The organism is Dongia sp., from assembly GCF_041910485.1.
Lineage (GTDB): Bacteria > Pseudomonadota > Alphaproteobacteria > Dongiales > Dongiaceae > Dongia.
This window is the reverse complement of the sequence record NZ_JAYRQR010000038.1, coordinates 17,602-34,439: the sequence shown is the minus strand read 5'-3', so window position 1 is coordinate 34,439 and position 16,838 is coordinate 17,602. Positions and strand designations below refer to the sequence as shown.

Annotated in this window: 15 protein-coding genes and 1 tRNA gene; 3 read left to right on the top strand and 13 right to left on the bottom strand. The window is 60.4% G+C overall.

Features of this window, described 5'->3' with window-relative positions; translation table 11 throughout:
- Positions 1–55 precede the first annotated feature (55 nt).
- Together ACE3PP_RS12485 and ACE3PP_RS12480 are read left to right on the top strand one after the other, a co-directional pair.
- Positions 56–1,258, top strand: a complete 1,203-nt coding sequence (locus ACE3PP_RS12485; RefSeq protein ID WP_374382734.1) for a patatin-like phospholipase family protein — start codon at positions 56–58, stop codon at positions 1,256–1,258.
- On the top strand, positions 1,258–2,253 hold the full coding sequence (locus tag ACE3PP_RS12480) for a DUF4105 domain-containing protein (protein WP_374382784.1): 996 nt from the start codon (positions 1,258–1,260) through the stop codon (positions 2,251–2,253). Before ACE3PP_RS12485 ends, ACE3PP_RS12480 begins: the two co-directional genes overlap by 1 nt.
- Here ACE3PP_RS12480 and ACE3PP_RS12475 read toward each other — a convergent pair.
- The 11 genes from ACE3PP_RS12475 to ACE3PP_RS12425 all read right to left on the bottom strand — a co-directional run bounded on the left by ACE3PP_RS12475 (position 2,250) and on the right by ACE3PP_RS12425 (position 12,836).
- Positions 2,250–3,059, bottom strand: a complete 810-nt coding sequence (locus ACE3PP_RS12475; RefSeq protein WP_374382732.1) for an MBL fold metallo-hydrolase — start codon at positions 3,057–3,059, stop codon at positions 2,250–2,252. The two genes, ACE3PP_RS12480 and ACE3PP_RS12475, sit on opposite strands and share 4 nt — an antisense overlap.
- The gene (locus ACE3PP_RS12470; RefSeq protein WP_374382730.1) at positions 3,056–3,841 is read right to left on the bottom strand and encodes a TatD family hydrolase; all 786 of its coding nucleotides are present in this window, start codon (positions 3,839–3,841) and stop codon (positions 3,056–3,058) included. The genes ACE3PP_RS12475 and ACE3PP_RS12470 overlap by 4 nt, the downstream gene beginning before the upstream one ends.
- On the bottom strand, positions 3,838–5,391 hold the full coding sequence (metG, locus tag ACE3PP_RS12465) for a methionine--tRNA ligase (protein WP_374382728.1): 1,554 nt from the start codon (positions 5,389–5,391) through the stop codon (positions 3,838–3,840). Before metG ends, ACE3PP_RS12470 begins: the two co-directional genes overlap by 4 nt.
- Positions 5,392–5,501: 110 nt before the next feature.
- Positions 5,502–6,635 (bottom strand): DNA polymerase III subunit delta', encoded by a 1,134-nt coding sequence (locus ACE3PP_RS12460; protein ID WP_374382727.1) that lies wholly within the window; start codon positions 6,633–6,635, stop codon positions 5,502–5,504.
- A gap of 4 nt (positions 6,636–6,639) precedes the next feature.
- Positions 6,640–7,269, bottom strand: a complete 630-nt coding sequence (gene tmk / locus ACE3PP_RS12455; protein WP_374382725.1) for a dTMP kinase — start codon at positions 7,267–7,269, stop codon at positions 6,640–6,642.
- Positions 7,270–7,276: 7 nt separating this feature from the next.
- Entirely contained in the window at positions 7,277–8,422 is a 1,146-nt protein-coding gene (locus ACE3PP_RS12450) for a D-alanyl-D-alanine carboxypeptidase family protein (RefSeq protein ID WP_374382723.1), read from the bottom strand.
- Between the two features lie 91 nt (positions 8,423–8,513).
- Entirely contained in the window at positions 8,514–9,470 is a 957-nt protein-coding gene (locus ACE3PP_RS12445; protein WP_374382721.1) for a septal ring lytic transglycosylase RlpA family protein, read from the bottom strand.
- Between the two features lie 256 nt (positions 9,471–9,726).
- Complete coding sequence (locus tag ACE3PP_RS12440) at positions 9,727–11,298, bottom strand: GMC family oxidoreductase (RefSeq protein WP_374382719.1); 1,572 nt, start codon at positions 11,296–11,298, stop codon at positions 9,727–9,729.
- A 17-nt stretch (positions 11,299–11,315) separates the two neighbouring features.
- Complete coding sequence (locus ACE3PP_RS12435) at positions 11,316–11,837, bottom strand: hypothetical protein (RefSeq protein WP_374382717.1); 522 nt, start codon at positions 11,835–11,837, stop codon at positions 11,316–11,318.
- An 86-nt stretch (positions 11,838–11,923) separates the two neighbouring features.
- Positions 11,924–12,319 (bottom strand): VOC family protein, encoded by a 396-nt coding sequence (locus tag ACE3PP_RS12430; RefSeq protein ID WP_374382715.1) that lies wholly within the window; start codon positions 12,317–12,319, stop codon positions 11,924–11,926.
- Between the two features lie 160 nt (positions 12,320–12,479).
- Positions 12,480–12,836: a ribbon-helix-helix domain-containing protein gene (locus ACE3PP_RS12425; protein WP_374382713.1), complete on the bottom strand. Its 357-nt coding sequence runs from the start codon at positions 12,834–12,836 to the stop codon at positions 12,480–12,482.
- 259 nt (positions 12,837–13,095) lie between these two features.
- On the opposite strand from ACE3PP_RS12425, the gene ACE3PP_RS12420 reads away from it, so the two are divergent.
- Positions 13,096–13,185, top strand: a tRNA-Ser gene (locus ACE3PP_RS12420).
- A 167-nt stretch (positions 13,186–13,352) separates the two neighbouring features.
- Here ACE3PP_RS12420 and ACE3PP_RS12415 read toward each other — a convergent pair.
- Positions 13,353–14,273, bottom strand: a complete 921-nt coding sequence (locus tag ACE3PP_RS12415) for a hypothetical protein (RefSeq protein WP_374382711.1) — start codon at positions 14,271–14,273, stop codon at positions 13,353–13,355.
- Positions 14,274–14,510: 237 nt separating this feature from the next.
- Positions 14,511–16,463: a methyl-accepting chemotaxis protein gene (locus ACE3PP_RS12410; RefSeq protein ID WP_374382709.1), complete on the bottom strand. Its 1,953-nt coding sequence runs from the start codon at positions 16,461–16,463 to the stop codon at positions 14,511–14,513.
- Positions 16,464–16,838: the final 375 nt, after the last annotated feature.

Here is a 16,838-nt window from a genome sequence, read left to right as displayed (position 1 = left end):
CACCGGTGTCGCTGAAGGGGCCGCGACACCGATATCAGGTGACATGGGGGCGTGAATGACTTGGATCGTTCGACTAGCGACAGCATCATTGCTGGCGGTAACGCTGGCTGCCTGCTCGGCCATACCCCGTCAGGCTGAACCGCCAGGGTCCGCTGGTCGCGCCAGTTTCTCCGGCTTCGACACCATCCGCTATTTGCCCTTCACCGACCCGGCAGGAACCCGGGAGCTGGTCGCAACCGCGTTCGTCAATGAGTCAGCGGAATGCTATGACACGTTGCCTGACGGGACGCGCAGGTACAATTACCTCGCCGTCTCAGGTGGCGGGTCCGACGGCGCATTCGGGGCGGGTCTCCTCAACGGCTGGACCAAGTCAGGAGAAAGGCCCACCTTCAAGTTCGTTACCGGTGTCAGTACGGGGGCGCTCATCGCTCCCTTTGCCTTCCTCGGGCCGAAATATGATGACGTCTTGAAGAAGTCCTATACGACGGTCGGTGCCGATCACATTTTCATCGCGCACTCCCTGCTGTCGATATTGTGGTCGGAATCGCTCACCGACACCGGCCCTTTGCGCGAAATGGTGGCTTCCTATATCGACGACAAAGTCCTCGCCGACATTGCGATCGAACACGCTAAGGGCCGGCGCCTGCTGGTCGCCACCACCAATCTGGATGCCGAGCAACCCGTCATTTGGGATCTCGGCGCCATCGCCTCCAGCAAGAGCAAGGACAAGCTCAAGCTGTTTCGCGAAATCCTGGTCGCGTCGGCTGCGATTCCCGCCGTATTCCCACCCGTGATGCTCGACGTTGAGGTCGATGGCAAGAAATACGATGAAATGCATGTCGATGGCGGCGTCTTCTTTCAATCCTTCTCGATGGCATCTGCAGCCAACCTCCCCGAGGTTATTGCCGCCGCGCATCCGGATTTTGCCGGCAAGGTGAACCAGAGACTCTTCATCATTCGAAATGGCCGCGTGACGCCAGATCCGAAGCAAGTACCCCGCGGCCTCGGCGGCATTGCCGTCCGCGCCATTGGATCAATGTTCAAAGTCTCCGGCATCAATGATCTGTGGCGCCTCTATCTCAGCACCATCCACGACAATATCGAATTTCGCTATGTCTCCATCCCCATCGAATACAAGGGCACCACGGAAGAGCAATTCAACGAGGCCGAGATGATCAATCAGTACAAGTTCGGCGAGAACATGGGCCGCACGGGTATCCCCTGGCAGCAGACACCACCCGGCTACTCCCCCAAGTGATGGGAGTCCGCCTTGCTGCGACCATCGTGCGCTGCCTGTTCTGGATTCTCCTGGCGGGGCTTTCGGCTTGGTGCATCGCTGCCCTGGCAATAGACGGCCCAGGCGCTTGGCGCTGGTTGCTGCTCGGTCTTTATCTTCTCGCCTTGTTCTGCATCCTGTGGCGGGGCCGTGCATGGGCGCGCCGCCTCCTTTCCATTGCCTTGTGCGGAATCGTCTTGATTTGGTGGCTTTCGCTCCGTCCATCCGACGCAAGAATTTGGCAGAAGGACGTTGACCGCACGGCCTGGGCGGACATCGCAGGAGACGCGATCACCCTCCACAACGTCCGGAACTTCGATTATCACAGCGAATTCGATTACACACCTCGATGGGAAGAGCGCTCTTACCTCTTGTCGGATATCACCGGGCTCGATGTGTCGATCACGTACTGGGGGTCGCCCTGGATCGCGCACCCGATCCTCAGTTTCGCCTTTCGCAATGGCGACCGCCTCGCCTTCTCCGTCGAGACACGCAAGGAGCTAGGTGAGGAATATTCAGCCCTACGCGGTTTCTTCCGGCGGTACGAACTGATCTATATCGTCGCCGACGAGCGTGATGTCATTCGGCTGCGGACGAACTACCGCCAGGGGGAAGAAGTCTATCTTTATCACACGACGGCAAGTGCCGCCGATGCCCGCGCTATCTTCCTCGACTATCTCGGCAGCCTCAACCAGTTGCATGAACGACCGCGATTCTACAATGCGCTGACATCCAACTGCACCAGCAACATTCGCATCCACACGGCCGCTGCTGCCGGTCCCACGTTGCCGCCTTGGGATTGGCGCCTGTTGCTCAACGGCAAATCGGACGAATTTGCCTATGAGCATGGGAGACTGGCCGGAGATCTTCCGTTCGATGCCTTGAAGGCAGCAGCGCATATCAACGATGCCGCTCGTGCAGCCGATCAGGCGGCAGATTTCTCGCAGCGCATACGCACCGGCAGGCCCGGCTTCTAGTCGCCGCGGTCGACCGCAAAGTCGGGAATCTCGACCGAAAGACCATCATAGGCCGGCTCGACGCCATCTGGGCATTTCGCCTTGATGACATCGTAGTCAACCATATGGTTCATATGGGTGAGGATGGTCCGCTTCGGTTTCAGGAGATCGACCCAACTCATCGCCTTGTCGAAATTGGCATGCGTCAAGTGCGGTTCGAAGCGCAGGCAATCGACGATGAAAAGATCGAGGCCTTCCAGCTGATCGAGACTCTCGTCCGGCAACTCCACACAATCCGTCGAATAGGCCATGTTGCCGATGCGATAGCCGGTCGACTTGCTGCCGAAACCATGATCCTGCTCATAGGCGCGAATTTCAATGCCGCCGATTGAGAAGGGCTTGTCGGATATGAGATGGGATTCGATGAACGGCTTGTAGAGGTGCCCGGATCCCTTCGTATGCTGCTTGAAGGCATAGTCAAAGCGATGCCGCAGCGTAGCCAGCGTTTCGGCCGAGCCATAGACCGGCACACGGAAGTCGATAGATTTGTCCTTACTGCGCACGAACCGCAGGTCGTCGATCCCTTGCGTGTGGTCGGCATGATCGTGGGTATAGAGCACGGCATCGAGGTGGTGGATACCGGTGCCCAGGACCTGCTCGCGGAAATCAGGACTGGTATCGCAGATGATGTTGAGATGCTGCTGCTGCACCAGGATCGAGACGCGACGGCGCCGGTTCTTCGGGTTGTCGGGATTGCATTCGCCCCAACCAGGCCCGATCAGCGGCACACCGCCCGACCCGCCGCAACCCAGGATCGTGACTTTCATACCGCCGCCTTTGCAAACAGACGGTCGAAATTGGCGGTGGTCGTTTCGGCGAGATTTTCGAGCGACACTCCCAGATAGTCCGCGACAAAGCTTGCGGTGTGCCGCACGAAGGCCGGCTCGTTCCGTTTCCCGCGCATGGGGATCGGCGCCAAATAGGGGGAATCCGTTTCGACCAGCAACCGGTCGTGCGGGATGGTCTTGGCGACATCGCGCAGCGCCTGGGCGCTCTTGAAGGTGACGATACCGGACAGTGAGATATAGAAGCCCATCTCAAGCGCGGCATCGGCCAGATATTGCGTTGACGTAAAGCAATGAATGACGCCGGTCAGGCCACCCTTCGCGGCACCCGCCTGCAGCAGGCGAACCGTATCTTCGTCGGCGTCTCGGCTATGCACGACGATCGGCAAGCCGCTCAACCGGGATGCTTCGATATGGCTCGCGAAGACATCCTGCTGCCGCTCACGCGGGCTCTTGTCATAAAAATAGTCGAGGCCCGCTTCGCCAATGCCGACCACCTTGGGGTGCCGGGCGAGCTCCGCCAAGCGCGCGGCGTCAACATCCGGCTCGTTTTCCGCTTCGTGTGGGTGAATCCCGACCGTGCAGCGGATATTGTCGTGGGCGCTGGCGATGGCCAGGACCTGATTGAACTTGCTGACGCGCGTGCAGATGGTCAGCATCCGCTCGACGCCGCTTTCGCTGGCGCGCGTCAAGACGGAGTCAAAATCGCCACCGAAATCCTCGAAATCGAGATGGCAGTGGCTGTCGACCAACCGCACACTCACGATTTGGCCTCTTCCGCCTCGACAAAGCGCGGGAAGATGGCCGTCGGAGCCGGCAGGCTCGTACCGCCCTTGATGCGTACCTTACCGCCGAGCTGCGAGAAATCGCGCTCGCCCGCCGGAATGCCAAGGATATCGAGCAGCTTGCCGCAGGAGGTCGGCATGACCGGCTGCGACAGGATGGCCACCTGACGCAGCACTTCCGCCGTAACCCACAGAACCGTGCCGAAACGTTCCGGATTCGATTTGCGCAACGCCCAGGGTTCGTTGCCGGCGAAATAGCGATTGGCTTCGGCGACCACGGACCAGGTCGAGGTCAGGATCTGATGCAGGGCATAATCGCCCATGCTCTCGCGCGCCTTGCCGATGAGGGCATCGACCTGGGCCAGCATCGCCTTGTCGTCATCGTTCAGGGCACCGGCCTCCGGCAGCTTGCCGTCGAGGTTTTTGGCGATCATCGACAGCGAGCGTTGGGCCAGGTTGCCGAGGTCGTTGGCGAGATCGGCATTCATGCGCTGCACGATCGCTTCCGGACTGTAGCTGCCGTCCTGCCCGAACGGCACCTCGCGCAGGAAGAAATAGCGCATCGCGTCGATGCCATAGACATTTGCGAGATTGAACGGGTCGATCACGTTGCCGACCGACTTCGACATCTTCTCGCCCTTGTTGAAGAGGAAGCCGTGGCAATAGACGCGCTTGGGCAGCGGCAGGCCCGCCGACATCAGGAACGCCGGCCAATAGACGGTGTGGAAGCGTACGATGTCCTTGCCGATGATATGTACGTCGGCCGGCCAAAAACCGGCGCGCGGATGCGACGCATCCGGCCAGCCGGTCGCCGTCACATAGTTCGTCAGCGCGTCCACCCACACATACATGATGTGCTTCGGGTTGCCCGGAACCGGAATGCCCCAGCTGAAGGTGGTGCGGCTGACCGACAGATCCTTGAGCCCGCCCTTGACGAAGCTCATCACCTCGTTCCGGCGCGCATCCGGTCCGATGAAATTGGGGACGCGTTCGTAAAGCTCAATGAGCTTTTCCTGGTATTTCGACAGGCGGAAGAAATAGCTCTCCTCTTCGACCCATTCGACCGGCGTGCCGGTCGGCGCCAGCCGCTTGCCGTCGGCATTCTGCGTCAGTTCGCTCTCATCATAGAAAGCCTCGTCGCGAACCGAATACCAGCCGGCATATTTGTCGAGATAGATGTCGCCGGCCGCTTCCATGCGCTCCCACAGGGCGGCGCAAGTCTTGTAATGCCGCTCTTCCGAGGTGCGAATGTAATCGTCGTTCGAGGAATTGAGCGCCGGCCCCATGTCGCGAAAGCGCGCCGTGTTGCGATCGGCCAGTTCCTTGGCGGTGATCCCTTCGCGCTCAGCCGTCTGCTGCATCTTCAGGCCGTGCTCGTCCGACCCGGTCAGAAAGAAGACGTCGCGGCCATCCAGGCGCATGAAGCGGGCGATCGCGTCCGTGGCGATCAACTCGTAGCCGTGGCCGATATGCGGCGCACCGTTGGGATAGGCAATGGCCGTGGTGATATAGAATTTCTCTTTCGACATTCTTCAACTTCCAAATAACCGGTACAGCCGCCTGCCCCCACGGCCAGCCCTTGAAAGGACATGGTGGGAACCGGTTTCCTGCTGCCGGCGAACGCGTGGAAACGGGGCTTTCAGCCTTTGGTCGAAGCCAGGACCAGCCAGGCCGTCGCCCAGGCCTGCTTGCGGTCCAGGTTGGCGCTGGCAACCCTGGCAAACAGCCGGGTCACCTTTTCCCATGATTGCAGCCAGTGATCAAGGCTGGCGGCCCCGATGAGGCGCTGCATGAGGCCTCGTTCGCCCGGGAAAACCTCAATCATTTGAATATCTTGGACAGCGGACCAGCGGATGAAGCGCGTCAGCCACCAATCCAGCAGGGTGACGGCGATTTCGAATTGCCCCTCGCCCGCCTTGCCCGCCAGCTTGTCACCGACCCGGTGGAGGACATTGGTGTCGTAGTTGGGCCAAGCGGCCAGAAGCTGCGCCACGGACTGAAAGAGATCGAGGCCCGTGCTGTCGCTGCCGAACTCGAGCGCCCTTCCCAGCGACCCTTCCGACAGGGCCGAGCAAAGCGCCATCTCGCCACTGCCGAGGTCGATCCCGTGCCGCTTCAACTCGCCCCTGATGACCGTTTCGCTCAAGGGTTCCAATGCCAGCTTGCGGCAGCGCGAGCGGATGGTGGGCAGCAGCCGACCCGGCGCGTGGGAGATAAGGAGAATGACCGTGCGCGGTCTCGGTTCCTCGAGGATCTTCAACAAGGCGTTGGCAGCATTGCGGTTGAGCTCGTCGGCACTGTCCACCACCAGGACGCGCCAATGTGACTCGCCCGGCGTCATGTGCAGGAACTCGATGGCGCCGCGCACCTCGTCGATCGTGATCTCGGCGCGGAGCTTGCCGGTCTTTTCATTGACGCTCCGCCTGAGGACGCGGAGATCGGAATGCGAGAGTTCACGCACCCGCCGGAAAATCGGATGATCGGTCGGAATATCGAGGCTGGTCAAAGCCGCAGCCGGCGCCGCTTCAGGCTCCTCGCCAAAAAGCCCCATGCCGGCGGGTTCTTCGGCTTGCGCCGGCAGCCCGTGGCTCAACAGGAAACGCGCCATGCGGAAGGCCAAGGTCGCCTTGCCGATGCCACGCGGACCGGTGATCAGCCAGGCATGCGGCATGCGCCCGGATTCATAAGCGCGCAGGAACGATGCTTCAGCCGCATCGTGGCCGATAAGATGTGCTGTCGCCTCCGGTGGCGGAAATCGCTGCTCGTCGCTCATGAGATCAGAGGCTGACGCCGAAACGCGCTTCGATCAAGCCTGCGATCTCAGCCGCGATTTCCTCGCGCGAGCGCGCGGCATCGATGATGCGACAGCGGTCGGGCTCGGCCGCCGCCAGCTGCCGGAACCCCGCACCCAGGCGCCGATGGAAATCGACGCCCATCCGCTCGTAACGCTGCTCGGTCTCGGCCCGCGCCAGGCCTTTCTCAACCGGCATGTCCATGACAAGGGTAAGGCCGGGTTCGGTTGGCCCCACAATGTGACGGCGCAAAGTCCACAGCCAGTCAAGATCGAGGCCTTGCCCGTAACCCTGATAGGCCAGCGTACTGTCGGCAAAACGGTCGCACAGTACCCATTTCCCAGCCATTAGGGCTGGCCGGATGACATGGGCCAGATGCTCGGCCCGCGCCGCGAAATGGAGCAGGGCCTCTGTCTCCGCTTGCCAGCGTCCGGCACCGCCCTCGACCAGCAGAGTGCGAATTTCTTCTGCACCCTTCGTACCGCCGGGTTCGCGCGTCACCTCGACTGCATGGCCTGCCGCGCGCAGTCGATCGGCCAGGAGCCGTATCTGGGTCGACTTGCCTGCCCCCTCGCCGCCTTCGAATGTGACGAAGCGCAACGGGCCGGTCGCCATTGCCGGATCAGTTCCCGCCGAAGACGAAATGCTGCAGGGCCTCGGCAATACGGCCGCCGAAGCCGAGATCGGCGACGTCCTTGGCTGCCACCAGTTTGGCCTTGGCCTGCGGCATTCCGGGGATGTCGATCACCAGTTCGCCGATTTCCTGGCCCTGCTTGATCGGCGCCTGGATCGGCCCCTGATAGACGGCCTTGGCCACGATCTTCTGCCGTTCGGAACGCGGCAGCGTCACCAGCAGGTCGGATTCGACGGTAAAGGGCACGGTCTTCTCCGCCCCCATCCATACCTCGGCCTCACCAAGCGCTGTTCCCGGCGAGGCGATGGTGTAATTGCCATACTCGCGGAACGCCCAATCGAGCAGGCCGCCGGCTTCATCCGCACGCTCCTGCATGCCATTGAGACCGTGCACGACCATGATGATGCGGCGCCCGTCACGGACCGCCGAGGCGGTGAGGCCAAAGCCCGCTTCTTCCGTGTGGCCGGTCTTCAGGCCATCGACGCCGGAACCCTTGCGATAGAGCAGCGGATTGCGGTTGCCCTGCTTGATCCCGTGCCAGGTGAATTCGTGCTCGGAGAAGAACTTATAATATTCGGGGAAATCGTCGATCAGGTGCCGCGCCAACGTCGCCAGATCCTTGGCGGTCATCAGATGGTTGGGGTCGGGCAGACCCGAGGCATTGACGAAATTGCTGTCGGTCAAGCCGATTTCCTTGGCCTTCTTGTTCATGCGCTCGGCAAAGGCCTCTTCCGATCCGGCCAGGCCCTCGGCCACCACCACGCAGGCGTCGTTGCCCGACTGGATGATGATGCCGCGGATCAGATCCTCGACGGCGATCGCCGAATTGATTTCGACGAACATCTTGGAGCCCTGCGTCGACCAGGCCTTTTCGCTGACGTGGAAAGTGTCGGTCAGCTTGACGTCGCCGCGCTTCAGCGCGTCGAACAGCATGTAGACCGTCATCAGCTTGCTCATCGACGCGGGATGCAGCCGCTCAGTCCCCATCTTGTCAAAGAGGACGGCGCCGGTCTGGTAATCGACGATATAGGCGTGCTGCGCGTTGGTGACGAGCGGCTCGGCCTGGGCCGCCGGCTGCACGGCAAAGAGCGCCAGGCTCGCGGCAACTAGACCCGCCCACAAGGATTTCAGCATATTCCCGACCTCAGAATGGCAATAAGACTCGGCCCAACCGGGCGCTTTAGCGCGGCAAATTGATCCCAGCCCCGAATGGCGTCAAGCAACATCAATTGACGGCGATACGGGCATCCGGATGCCCGGTCTCGATCAGCTTCTGCAGCAGGGCATCCGCTTCCTCGACCGAGCCCAGCGGCCCGAGCTGCACGCGGTAGAAACGCTGCTGGTTCAGCATGAACTGGGTAATACGGGTGGGGCGGCCCAGGCTGGTCAGCTTCATCTGCAGCTGCTGGGCATTGGCCTGACGCAGGAAGGCGCCGGCCTGGATGAAGATATTGCTGGGCTTCACCGGCATGATCGAAACCTGCCCCGTCGGCTGCGGCACCTGGACCGAGCCGATGGCCGAATTCTTCGGCGCCGGGGCGGCCGGCTGTACCGGGGCCGCACTTCCGCCGCCAACGGGGGGCAGCGCCTGCGATGTCACGGCGCCGGCAGGTGCGGCCTGCGGAGTCGGGCTGAACGTGTCGCTGCCGCCGCCCTGGGACGAGGCCTTGGCGGCGATCAGCATGCTCTCTTCCTTCATGACCTGAACGCGCACCTTGGCGGTGCCGTTCTGCTCAAAGCCCAAGAGCTGCGCGCCGCGGCGCGACATGTCGATGATGCGGTTGTTGACGAAGGGGCCGCGGTCATTGACCCGCACGACGATCGACCGGCCGTTTTCCAGGTTGGTGACACGCACCAGGGACGGCATCGGCAGGGTCTTGTGCGCCGCCGTCAGGGCGTTCTCGTCATAGGTTTCGCCGTTGGCCGTCGCCTTCTCGTGGAAGCCCGGCCCATACCAGGAAGCGATCCCCGTCTCGTCATAAGCGTAATCGGCCTGCGGATAGTACCAGACGCCCTTCACCTGATAGGGCTTGCCGACCTTGTAGGGGCCGCTGACGTCGGGCTCCTGCCGGGTGACGACCTTGGTCGTCTCGACGGCGAGGTTGGTCTCGGCGCAAGCGGCGACCAGGGTCAACAGCGACGCTGCCGCCAGCACGCGAAAGAAACCACGAAACCCCTGCATGTGGACCGCCTGGACCCCTGAATCATCAAGATATGGTGGAAATTCGGGGTCTTAACCTATCTGGCCGGCCGTCAATAGGCAAGCGCGGCGGCGGTCTGAGCGACCTAAAAGATTAGGCGCCGAGTCGCACCTGGGTCGCCCTGGATGCGGTCGCAAAAATGTACCGGCAGCTGCGGGAATTACGCAGCTGCCGGTGCCTGGGAAGTTGCAAGTTCGACAGGATAGTCCGTCAGTCCGGGGTCGAAATCCCACCCCGTCAGATATGCTTCTTCTTCATCTCGGCGGCGATGAACTCGGCCTGCCGGATCGCCAGGGCGACGATGGTCAGCGTCGGGTTCTCCGCACCGCCGCTCGTGAACTGGCTGCCGTCCGACACGAACAGGTTCTTGATGTCGTGGGTCTGGCCGTGCTTGTTGACGACACCGTCCCGCGCCTTCTTGCTCATCCGGTTGGTGCCGAGATTGTGCGTCGACGGATAAGGCGGCGTATGGAACGTGCGCTTGGCACCCACCGCCTCATAGAGCGCGCTGCCCTTGCCATAGGCATAGTCGCGCATCGCCTTGTCATTGGCATGGTCGTCGAAATGGACGTTCGGGATCGGCAGGCCGAACTGGTCCTTCTCCGTGGCATGCAGCGTCACCCGGTTCGTCTCCTGCGGCATGTCCTCGCCCACCAGCCACATGCCGGCCATGTGATCATAGCCTTCCATGGCGCTGGCAAAGCCCTTGCCCCATCCGCCGGGATCGAGGAAGGCCGCCATGAACGGGAGCCCCAGCGACAGGGTCTCCATCTCATAGCCACCGACGAAGCCGCGCTTGGTATCGAGGCGTGATTCATCGCGGATGATGCCGGCCATGGTCGTGCCGCGATACATGTGCACCGGCTTCTCGAAGATGCCGTAGACCGAACCGGTCATGTGGCGCATGTAGTTCCGCCCCACCTGGCCGGAGGAGTTCGCAAGCCCGTCCGGGAACATCGACGAGGCCGAATTGAGCAGCAGCCGCGGGCTTTCGATCGAGTTGCCGGCGACGCAGACAATGCGCGCCTTCTGCACCTGCTGCTTGCCGTCGGCATCGACATAGAGCACGCCGCTCGCCAGACCCTTCTTGTCGTGCTGGATCTGCAGCACCTGCGAGTTGGGGCGCACTTCCAGATGCCCCGTATCCTCGCCCTTCGGGATCTCGGTATAGAGCGTCGACCATTTGGCGCCGGACTTGCACCCTTGGAAGCAGAACCCGATCTGCTGGCACGAACCGCGATTGTCTCGGGGCTCGGAGTTGATCGCCATGTTCCCGGTATGGAACTCCTTGTAGCCCATCTTCTTGGCGCCGGCCGCCAGCACCTTGTAATTGTTGTTACCGGGCAGGCGCGGGATACCGTTGGTGCCGGTGACACCCATCTTGTCCTCGGCCCGGGCGTAGAAGGGTTCCATCTCCTTCAAGGTGATCGGCCAGTTCAGCAGGTTGGCGCCCTTGATCTCGCCATAGATTTCCCGCGTCCGGAATTCATGCTCCTGGAAGCGCAGCGACGCGCCGGCCCAGTGCACGGTCGAGCCGCCGACGGACTTCACGATCCAGGCCGGCAGGTTCGGGAAGTCCTTGGCGACGCGCCAGCTGCCCGATGTCGTGCGCTTGTCGAGCCACGAGATGTTGACGAAGCTCTCCCACTCATTGTTGACGAAGTCTTCCATCTCGCGCCGGCCACCCGCTTCCAGGATGACGACGTTGATGCCCTTCTGCGCGAGTTCGTTGCCAAGCGTTCCGCCGCCGGCACCCGAGCCGACGATGACGACGACGCTGGAATCGTTGAGATCGAATTTGGCTACCATTTTCTGTCCCTCCCCTCTCAGATCTCATCCGGCCAGGTGATCTCGTTGAACCCGCGGTGCAGATAGCCGCCGAGTTCCGCCGAGGCCCCCTCGTATCCATAGATCTTCCAGACATCGGGATTGTTGTAGATGCCGGTCACGCATTCGCCGCGCACGCTTTGGAAGAACGCACTCGTCTCGATCTTCTTCAGCGCCTCTTCGCGCTGGTCGGCGTTAAGGCCGCTCCAGTTCGCGGCCTGCAGATCGGCAACACCTTTCTGCAGTGACTCCTTCAACGCCGCGTCCTTGCCGGCCTTCTCATCGAGTGTCGCCACGACCTTGCCGTAGATCGCATCGTCGAGCTTCTCATGCGGATAGAGCGCCCGGGTCATTTCGACCAGGGTGGCCGCTTCAGCAGCACTGATCGTGGTGGGCGCCAGCGCCCAGGCACCGTTCGGGCCGATGACGACACCGCCCATGACGGTGAGCCACGCCGAACCGGCGATGGCTGCGGATGAGCCGGCGAGAAAGCGCCGGCGGTTCATGTTGGCTTGCCTCATATTTCCCTCCCAGGGTTGATGCCGCTTTTGTTTCGCGGTCATTCGGCATTCGGCGTGGCTACATTGGAGTTTTTTGAATTCTCTGGTCAGCGATAGCGTCCGTGGCGCTGCAACACTTCGATCTTGTATCCATCCGGATCGAGCACGAAGAAAAAGCGCGCCATCAACGCGCCGTCGCGGTGAAATTCCTTGATCGGCAGCGGATTGAGGCCGGCATCGGTAAAGCGCTTGTGCTCGGCATCGAGATTATCGATGGCAACGGCGACATGGCCGTATCCGTCGCCATGCGTATAAGGCTCCGCGCGGCCTTTGTTCCAGGTGAGCTCGATCTCGAAATCGTTCTCCGGATTGCGCAGATAGACGAGCGTGAAGTCGTCAAAATCGAAACGGTCTGCCGGGCGCAGCAGAAAGGCGCGATCATAGAAGGCAAGTGATGCCTCCAAGTCGCGCACCCGGATCATGGTGTGGATGATCTTAGCCATGGAACTCCTCGGTTGCCCCAGAAGCGTCGGGGGTACGAGGAGCCTAGGCCGAGCCTTTGCGCTCTTGGTGTTAACGGATTACTACGTCACTGATTGGGCACAGAAAATTGCGCTGCAGCGCAGCGTGGCCACTCTCGGCTCAGTGCTTCGGTCCAGGTGGTTACGACGCGACCGCCCGCAACGCGTCGGTGGTGCCGACCGGCCGCGAACGGCCACCGGTCAATTCGTGTTTGGCCTGCGCCACGGGCTGCGACCCTTGCTGCCGCTCGATATGAACTGCACAGGTCACACGCAACAACGAGGTGAAATTGCCGACTTCACCCTGCCGCTCAAGGACTTCACTGTAGAGTGTGCTCATGAAGCGCGGCGTGGTCATCCCCTCCTGCTCGGCAATCTGGTCGAGAATCGACCAAAACAAAGCCTCTAGGCGGATGCTGGTGCTGAACCCGTCCAGGCGGACGGACCGGGTGACCGTCCGATAGACATCGGGGTCCGTGCTGGCGAAGACCTGGCACATGATGTTCCTCCCGTATTGAGCCCAATCTTTTTTTAAGCCGCCCCGATCCCTCTCCAGTCCTGGCGCGGCGGGCTCCCGTCGCGGCCATCTGGCGGGCGCGTGAGGCGGAAACCATCACCCAGTCTAAACAGGTCCCGGTTCGGTGCAACGAATTCCTCGGCCCCGCGGTGTGGAAAGGAATTTATCCATCCGGTCAGTTAGATAGAGGTGGACGCTTGATTTGCACCGCACACATCGTTAAGCACCACCCCTGCGAGCTGGAAGGGTGGCCGAGTGGTTTAAGGCAGCGGTCTTGAAAACCGCCGTGGGTGCAAGCTCACCGTGGGTTCGAATCCCACCCCTTCCGCCATCCCCGCCGATTGCCCTCTATTGTGCGACATTGCAGCCGTTCACCGCACCCCTCCGGGTGAGATGATTGACTACCGCTTCTACGCTATTGCGCACCTTTCCGACGCCCGACGACTATCGCAGCTCGATCAACGGGAAGCTATTCACGATACCGCTAAATGTCTTGGCCTATTCGTCGACCTCAGTGACCACTTCGTCCTCTGCTTGAACTTGAGCCTGCTCCTGCTCGTCCGGCCTGGGCGGCCGGGTGTCGGGTGACTCTGGTAGGATAGCCAGTCGGCTGGCGATGAACGCAGCGATATTCGCCAGGCCATTGTCTGATTGAATGATCGTCCGGTTGTTATCAATAGTCACGGTGTGTTGCTCATGACTCGCTTCTACCCTGTCGATACGAGTGAGCCAGCACCAATAGACCGGACGGTGCTGAACATGCAGCGGACCTGCATGGAAATTGGTGACCTTGAGTTTCACATTGACGCCTGGAAGATCGCCGATCAACTTCTTGATCGCTGCAGGCTCGTTCTCCAATCCAGAGAAATGAATCTCCTGCTCTCCGACCGTCACCAGAGACTTGCACCAAGGGCGCCCACGAAACGTCAGGTAGAACTTCGGGTCAGCGTCATAAACATGCAGGAAATAGCGGCTGCTTTGGGTCTTGTCCCCGGCCTCTGGAATGAGCAGAGCAAGCCGTAGTAAGTCAGCCATGATCGCACCTGTAGCGGGAGATTTGTTCCCAGCATGCTGATCGCCGTTATCGCCTGCCTGGCCGCGAAGGAACTTACATTCCAGCCAGTTCTCATGCCGCCACCCATACTGGCTCAACCGCTTGTTTGCGACGCGCAGGCGGGCAACATTGGCGAAGAGGTCTGCCCGAAGGTATCGCGGACCTACCTGCCCGAACATCCCGGTGCTGCGGTATAGCTTCTCGCTTTGCAGACAGCCTATTGGATTGAGCGCATTACGCCCGTTCAATACCTGAAGTAGCGACAGGGTCAGCGCCGAGACAATCCCAGACTCATAGCTCTGCGATTGGTAGCCTGATCCGTGAAGAACTTCGGGCAAAGAAAAGAAGGACTGTTCGATGAGCACTGGCTGATTTATTCCACATTATCTGGCAGTCAATAAGATTATCTGACAGAAACGCATGATCAACTACAAGAATGCGCGGGCGGAATGCCCCCCGCTACAACTCATCGCTAACCCATTTTGGAGAACTATGGCGTAGGTGTAGTTCTCCGTTTGATCTGTTTCGGCCCGCCAATGGCCATAAGTGCCGGCGAACGCCTTCAGAAACGGTCTCGGAAGACGGCTGAGCGATAGAGGGCGCTAGAGCGCCCGCACCTCGCGCAGGAAGTCTTCCACTTCCGTCTTCAATTTGCTGCCGTTGAGAGCCAGTTCATTGGCCGCGGACAGCACCTGCGTCGAACCGGCGCTGGTCTGCCGCGATGCCTCATTGACGCCCACAATATTCGTGGTGACTTCGGCCGTGCCGGCGGCAGCCTGCTGGACGCTGCGCGAAATTTCCTGGGTCGCGGCCCCTTGCTCTTCGACGGCGGAGGCGATGGTTGTCGAAATCTCGGCCACCTTGTTGATTGTGACACCAATCCCGGAGATCGCTTTGGCGGAATCGTCGGTTGAATCCTGGATCGAGCGCACCTGAGCCGCGATCTCATCAGTCGCGCGCGCGGTCTGACTGGCGAGATTTTTGACTTCCGATGCGACGACGGCGAAACCCTTCCCGGCCTCGCCGGCGCGGGCTGCTTCGATCGTTGCATTCAGCGCCAGCAGATTAGTCTGGCTGGCGATATCATTGATCAAAGTTACGACATCGCCGATGCGCTGCGCCGCTGAGCTCAGATTGCTGACCTTTGCATTGGTTTCCTCCGCTTCCTTGACGGCGGCCGAAACGATCCTGGTTGACTCCGTGACCTGGTTTCCAATTTCACCGATGGACGAGCTCAACTCTTCCGTGGCTGCCGCCACGGTCTGGATGTTCTGCGTCATTTCCTCTGCGGCGGAGGTCACCGCGAGGGACTGCCCTGCCGCTTCTTCGGATGTATGCGCAAGGCTGCTTGCCGTGGCTTGCAGCTGGGTGGCGGCGGCACTGACAGCATGAACGATCTCGGAGATGATCTTGTCGAATTTTTGTATTGCACTCTCCATCCTCTGGCCGCGCGCGATCTGCACCTGTTGCGCTTCGGCCTGAGCATCGGACAGGCGTTTCGACTCCTGCATGGCGTTCTTGAACACCTCGACGCTCTTTGCCATTTGCCCGATCTCATTCTGATAGTCGGTTGCCGGGATGGGCGTATCCCCACGACCCGACGAGAGATCAGCCATGGCAATGGTCATTGACGAAATCGGCGCCACGATCTTCCGACCGATGAACGCCGCCACCGCGAACGAAAGCGCGCTGATGATCGCCATGGCGGAGAGAATGATGATGCGAGCGTTGTCGGAGGTTTCCGCCGCTTTCGAGTTTGCCTCAGCATAGGACGTGCCGATGCGGTCAATGAGATCAGTTTGAATCGGATCGACCGTCGCAAATGCATCCGAGAGGGCCTTTTCCAAGGCGATGATATCCAGACGCGTCTTGGCGACGGCCTGAAAATCCTTTGCATAGGAAGCGGCGAGTGTTTTCAGCTGGTCGCGGTCTGCCGGGGCGAGCCCCGCTCCATCCAGATCGGTGGCAAACGACGCCGCGAGTTTTGCATGAGCCTCGACATATTTGGGATCGAGCCTCAGCAGAAAGTCCTTTTCGGCGCGGCGCATCATCAGCATCGACACCGTCAGCTTGTCGAGATTATGCGACTTGAGCCTATCTTCCACTTCATGGACCGATTTGCGCAGGGTGCCGCGCAAGCCCAGCTCATCGGTCAGCCCGATCTCCTGCCAATGCGTCACGACTGCATCGAATGCCTTCTCGTAATTGGCGACACCTTCGCGGATGGCGGAAAGAGACTGGGTATAGGTACCGTTGCTGTCGCCGGCAGACAGTTCGGTCAGGTGTTTATCGATATCGGCCATAACTTCGCCGTGTTGTGCGATGTACTTGTCTTCAAGACGAAGCAGGAAATCCTTTTCGCGGCGACGTGCGTTGAGGAATTCATAGCGCAGATCCTGCGCCGATGCGTTCAGATCCGCTGCGTGGTTAGCAATATGCTGTTGCTGTTCACGGTTGCCGTCGACGCTCAGGTAAATGCCGGCAATCAAGACGAAGCCAGTCAACGCAACGGCACTGACAAGCAGAACTTGCCATACAATTTTAAGGCGGCGCATGAGAGTTACCTAGATCCCTTCAGGTTCATTGATAGCCACCGTACTGTCATTTATTGGTCAACATCTTCGGTGGACAAACAAAGTCGGGTACATAATTCGCCGCAATGCATTGAGAAACCCTTTAGTTATTGCGGAATATTTTACTAATTGATGACATTTGTGGTCGGCATTCGACCTCGCCCAACTCATGCACAGAATTTCTCGTTCCTTTCCGTGGCCAGAGACGCTCAATCGTTTCGACAGAGACTTAGACACGTGGCGTCGAGCTCAAGCCGCGCCGATTGCAGGAAGTTCGGACTTTCGGCCGATCCATCGCTCAATTGGCAGCTGAACTTGAGCTTTGTTCTTTTGGTTGAAGCCTTGAGCGAGATACCA

Bases quoted from the DNA above. Each gene is read 5' to 3' on its own strand.
- ACE3PP_RS12485 (WP_374382734.1), top strand. From the start codon at position 56: ATGACTTGGATCGTTCGACTAGCGACAGCATCATTGCTGGCGGTAACG.
- ACE3PP_RS12480 (WP_374382784.1), top strand. From the start codon at position 1,258: ATGGGAGTCCGCCTTGCTGCGACCATCGTGCGCTGCCTGTTCTGGATT.
- ACE3PP_RS12475 (WP_374382732.1), bottom strand. From the start codon at position 3,059: ATGAAAGTCACGATCCTGGGTTGCGGCGGGTCGGGCGGTGTGCCGCTG.
- metG (WP_374382728.1), bottom strand. From the start codon at position 5,391: ATGTCGAAAGAGAAATTCTATATCACCACGGCCATTGCCTATCCCAAC.
- ACE3PP_RS12460 (WP_374382727.1), bottom strand. From the start codon at position 6,635: ATGAGCGACGAGCAGCGATTTCCGCCACCGGAGGCGACAGCACATCTT.
- tmk (WP_374382725.1), bottom strand. From the start codon at position 7,269: ATGGCGACCGGCCCGTTGCGCTTCGTCACATTCGAAGGCGGCGAGGGG.
- ACE3PP_RS12450 (WP_374382723.1), bottom strand. From the start codon at position 8,422: ATGCTGAAATCCTTGTGGGCGGGTCTAGTTGCCGCGAGCCTGGCGCTC.
- ACE3PP_RS12445 (WP_374382721.1), bottom strand. From the start codon at position 9,470: ATGCAGGGGTTTCGTGGTTTCTTTCGCGTGCTGGCGGCAGCGTCGCTG.
- ACE3PP_RS12440 (WP_374382719.1), bottom strand. From the start codon at position 11,298: ATGGTAGCCAAATTCGATCTCAACGATTCCAGCGTCGTCGTCATCGTC.
- ACE3PP_RS12435 (WP_374382717.1), bottom strand. From the start codon at position 11,837: ATGAGGCAAGCCAACATGAACCGCCGGCGCTTTCTCGCCGGCTCATCC.
- ACE3PP_RS12430 (WP_374382715.1), bottom strand. From the start codon at position 12,319: ATGGCTAAGATCATCCACACCATGATCCGGGTGCGCGACTTGGAGGCA.
- ACE3PP_RS12425 (WP_374382713.1), bottom strand. From the start codon at position 12,836: ATGTGCCAGGTCTTCGCCAGCACGGACCCCGATGTCTATCGGACGGTC.
- ACE3PP_RS12410 (WP_374382709.1), bottom strand. From the start codon at position 16,463: ATGCGCCGCCTTAAAATTGTATGGCAAGTTCTGCTTGTCAGTGCCGTT.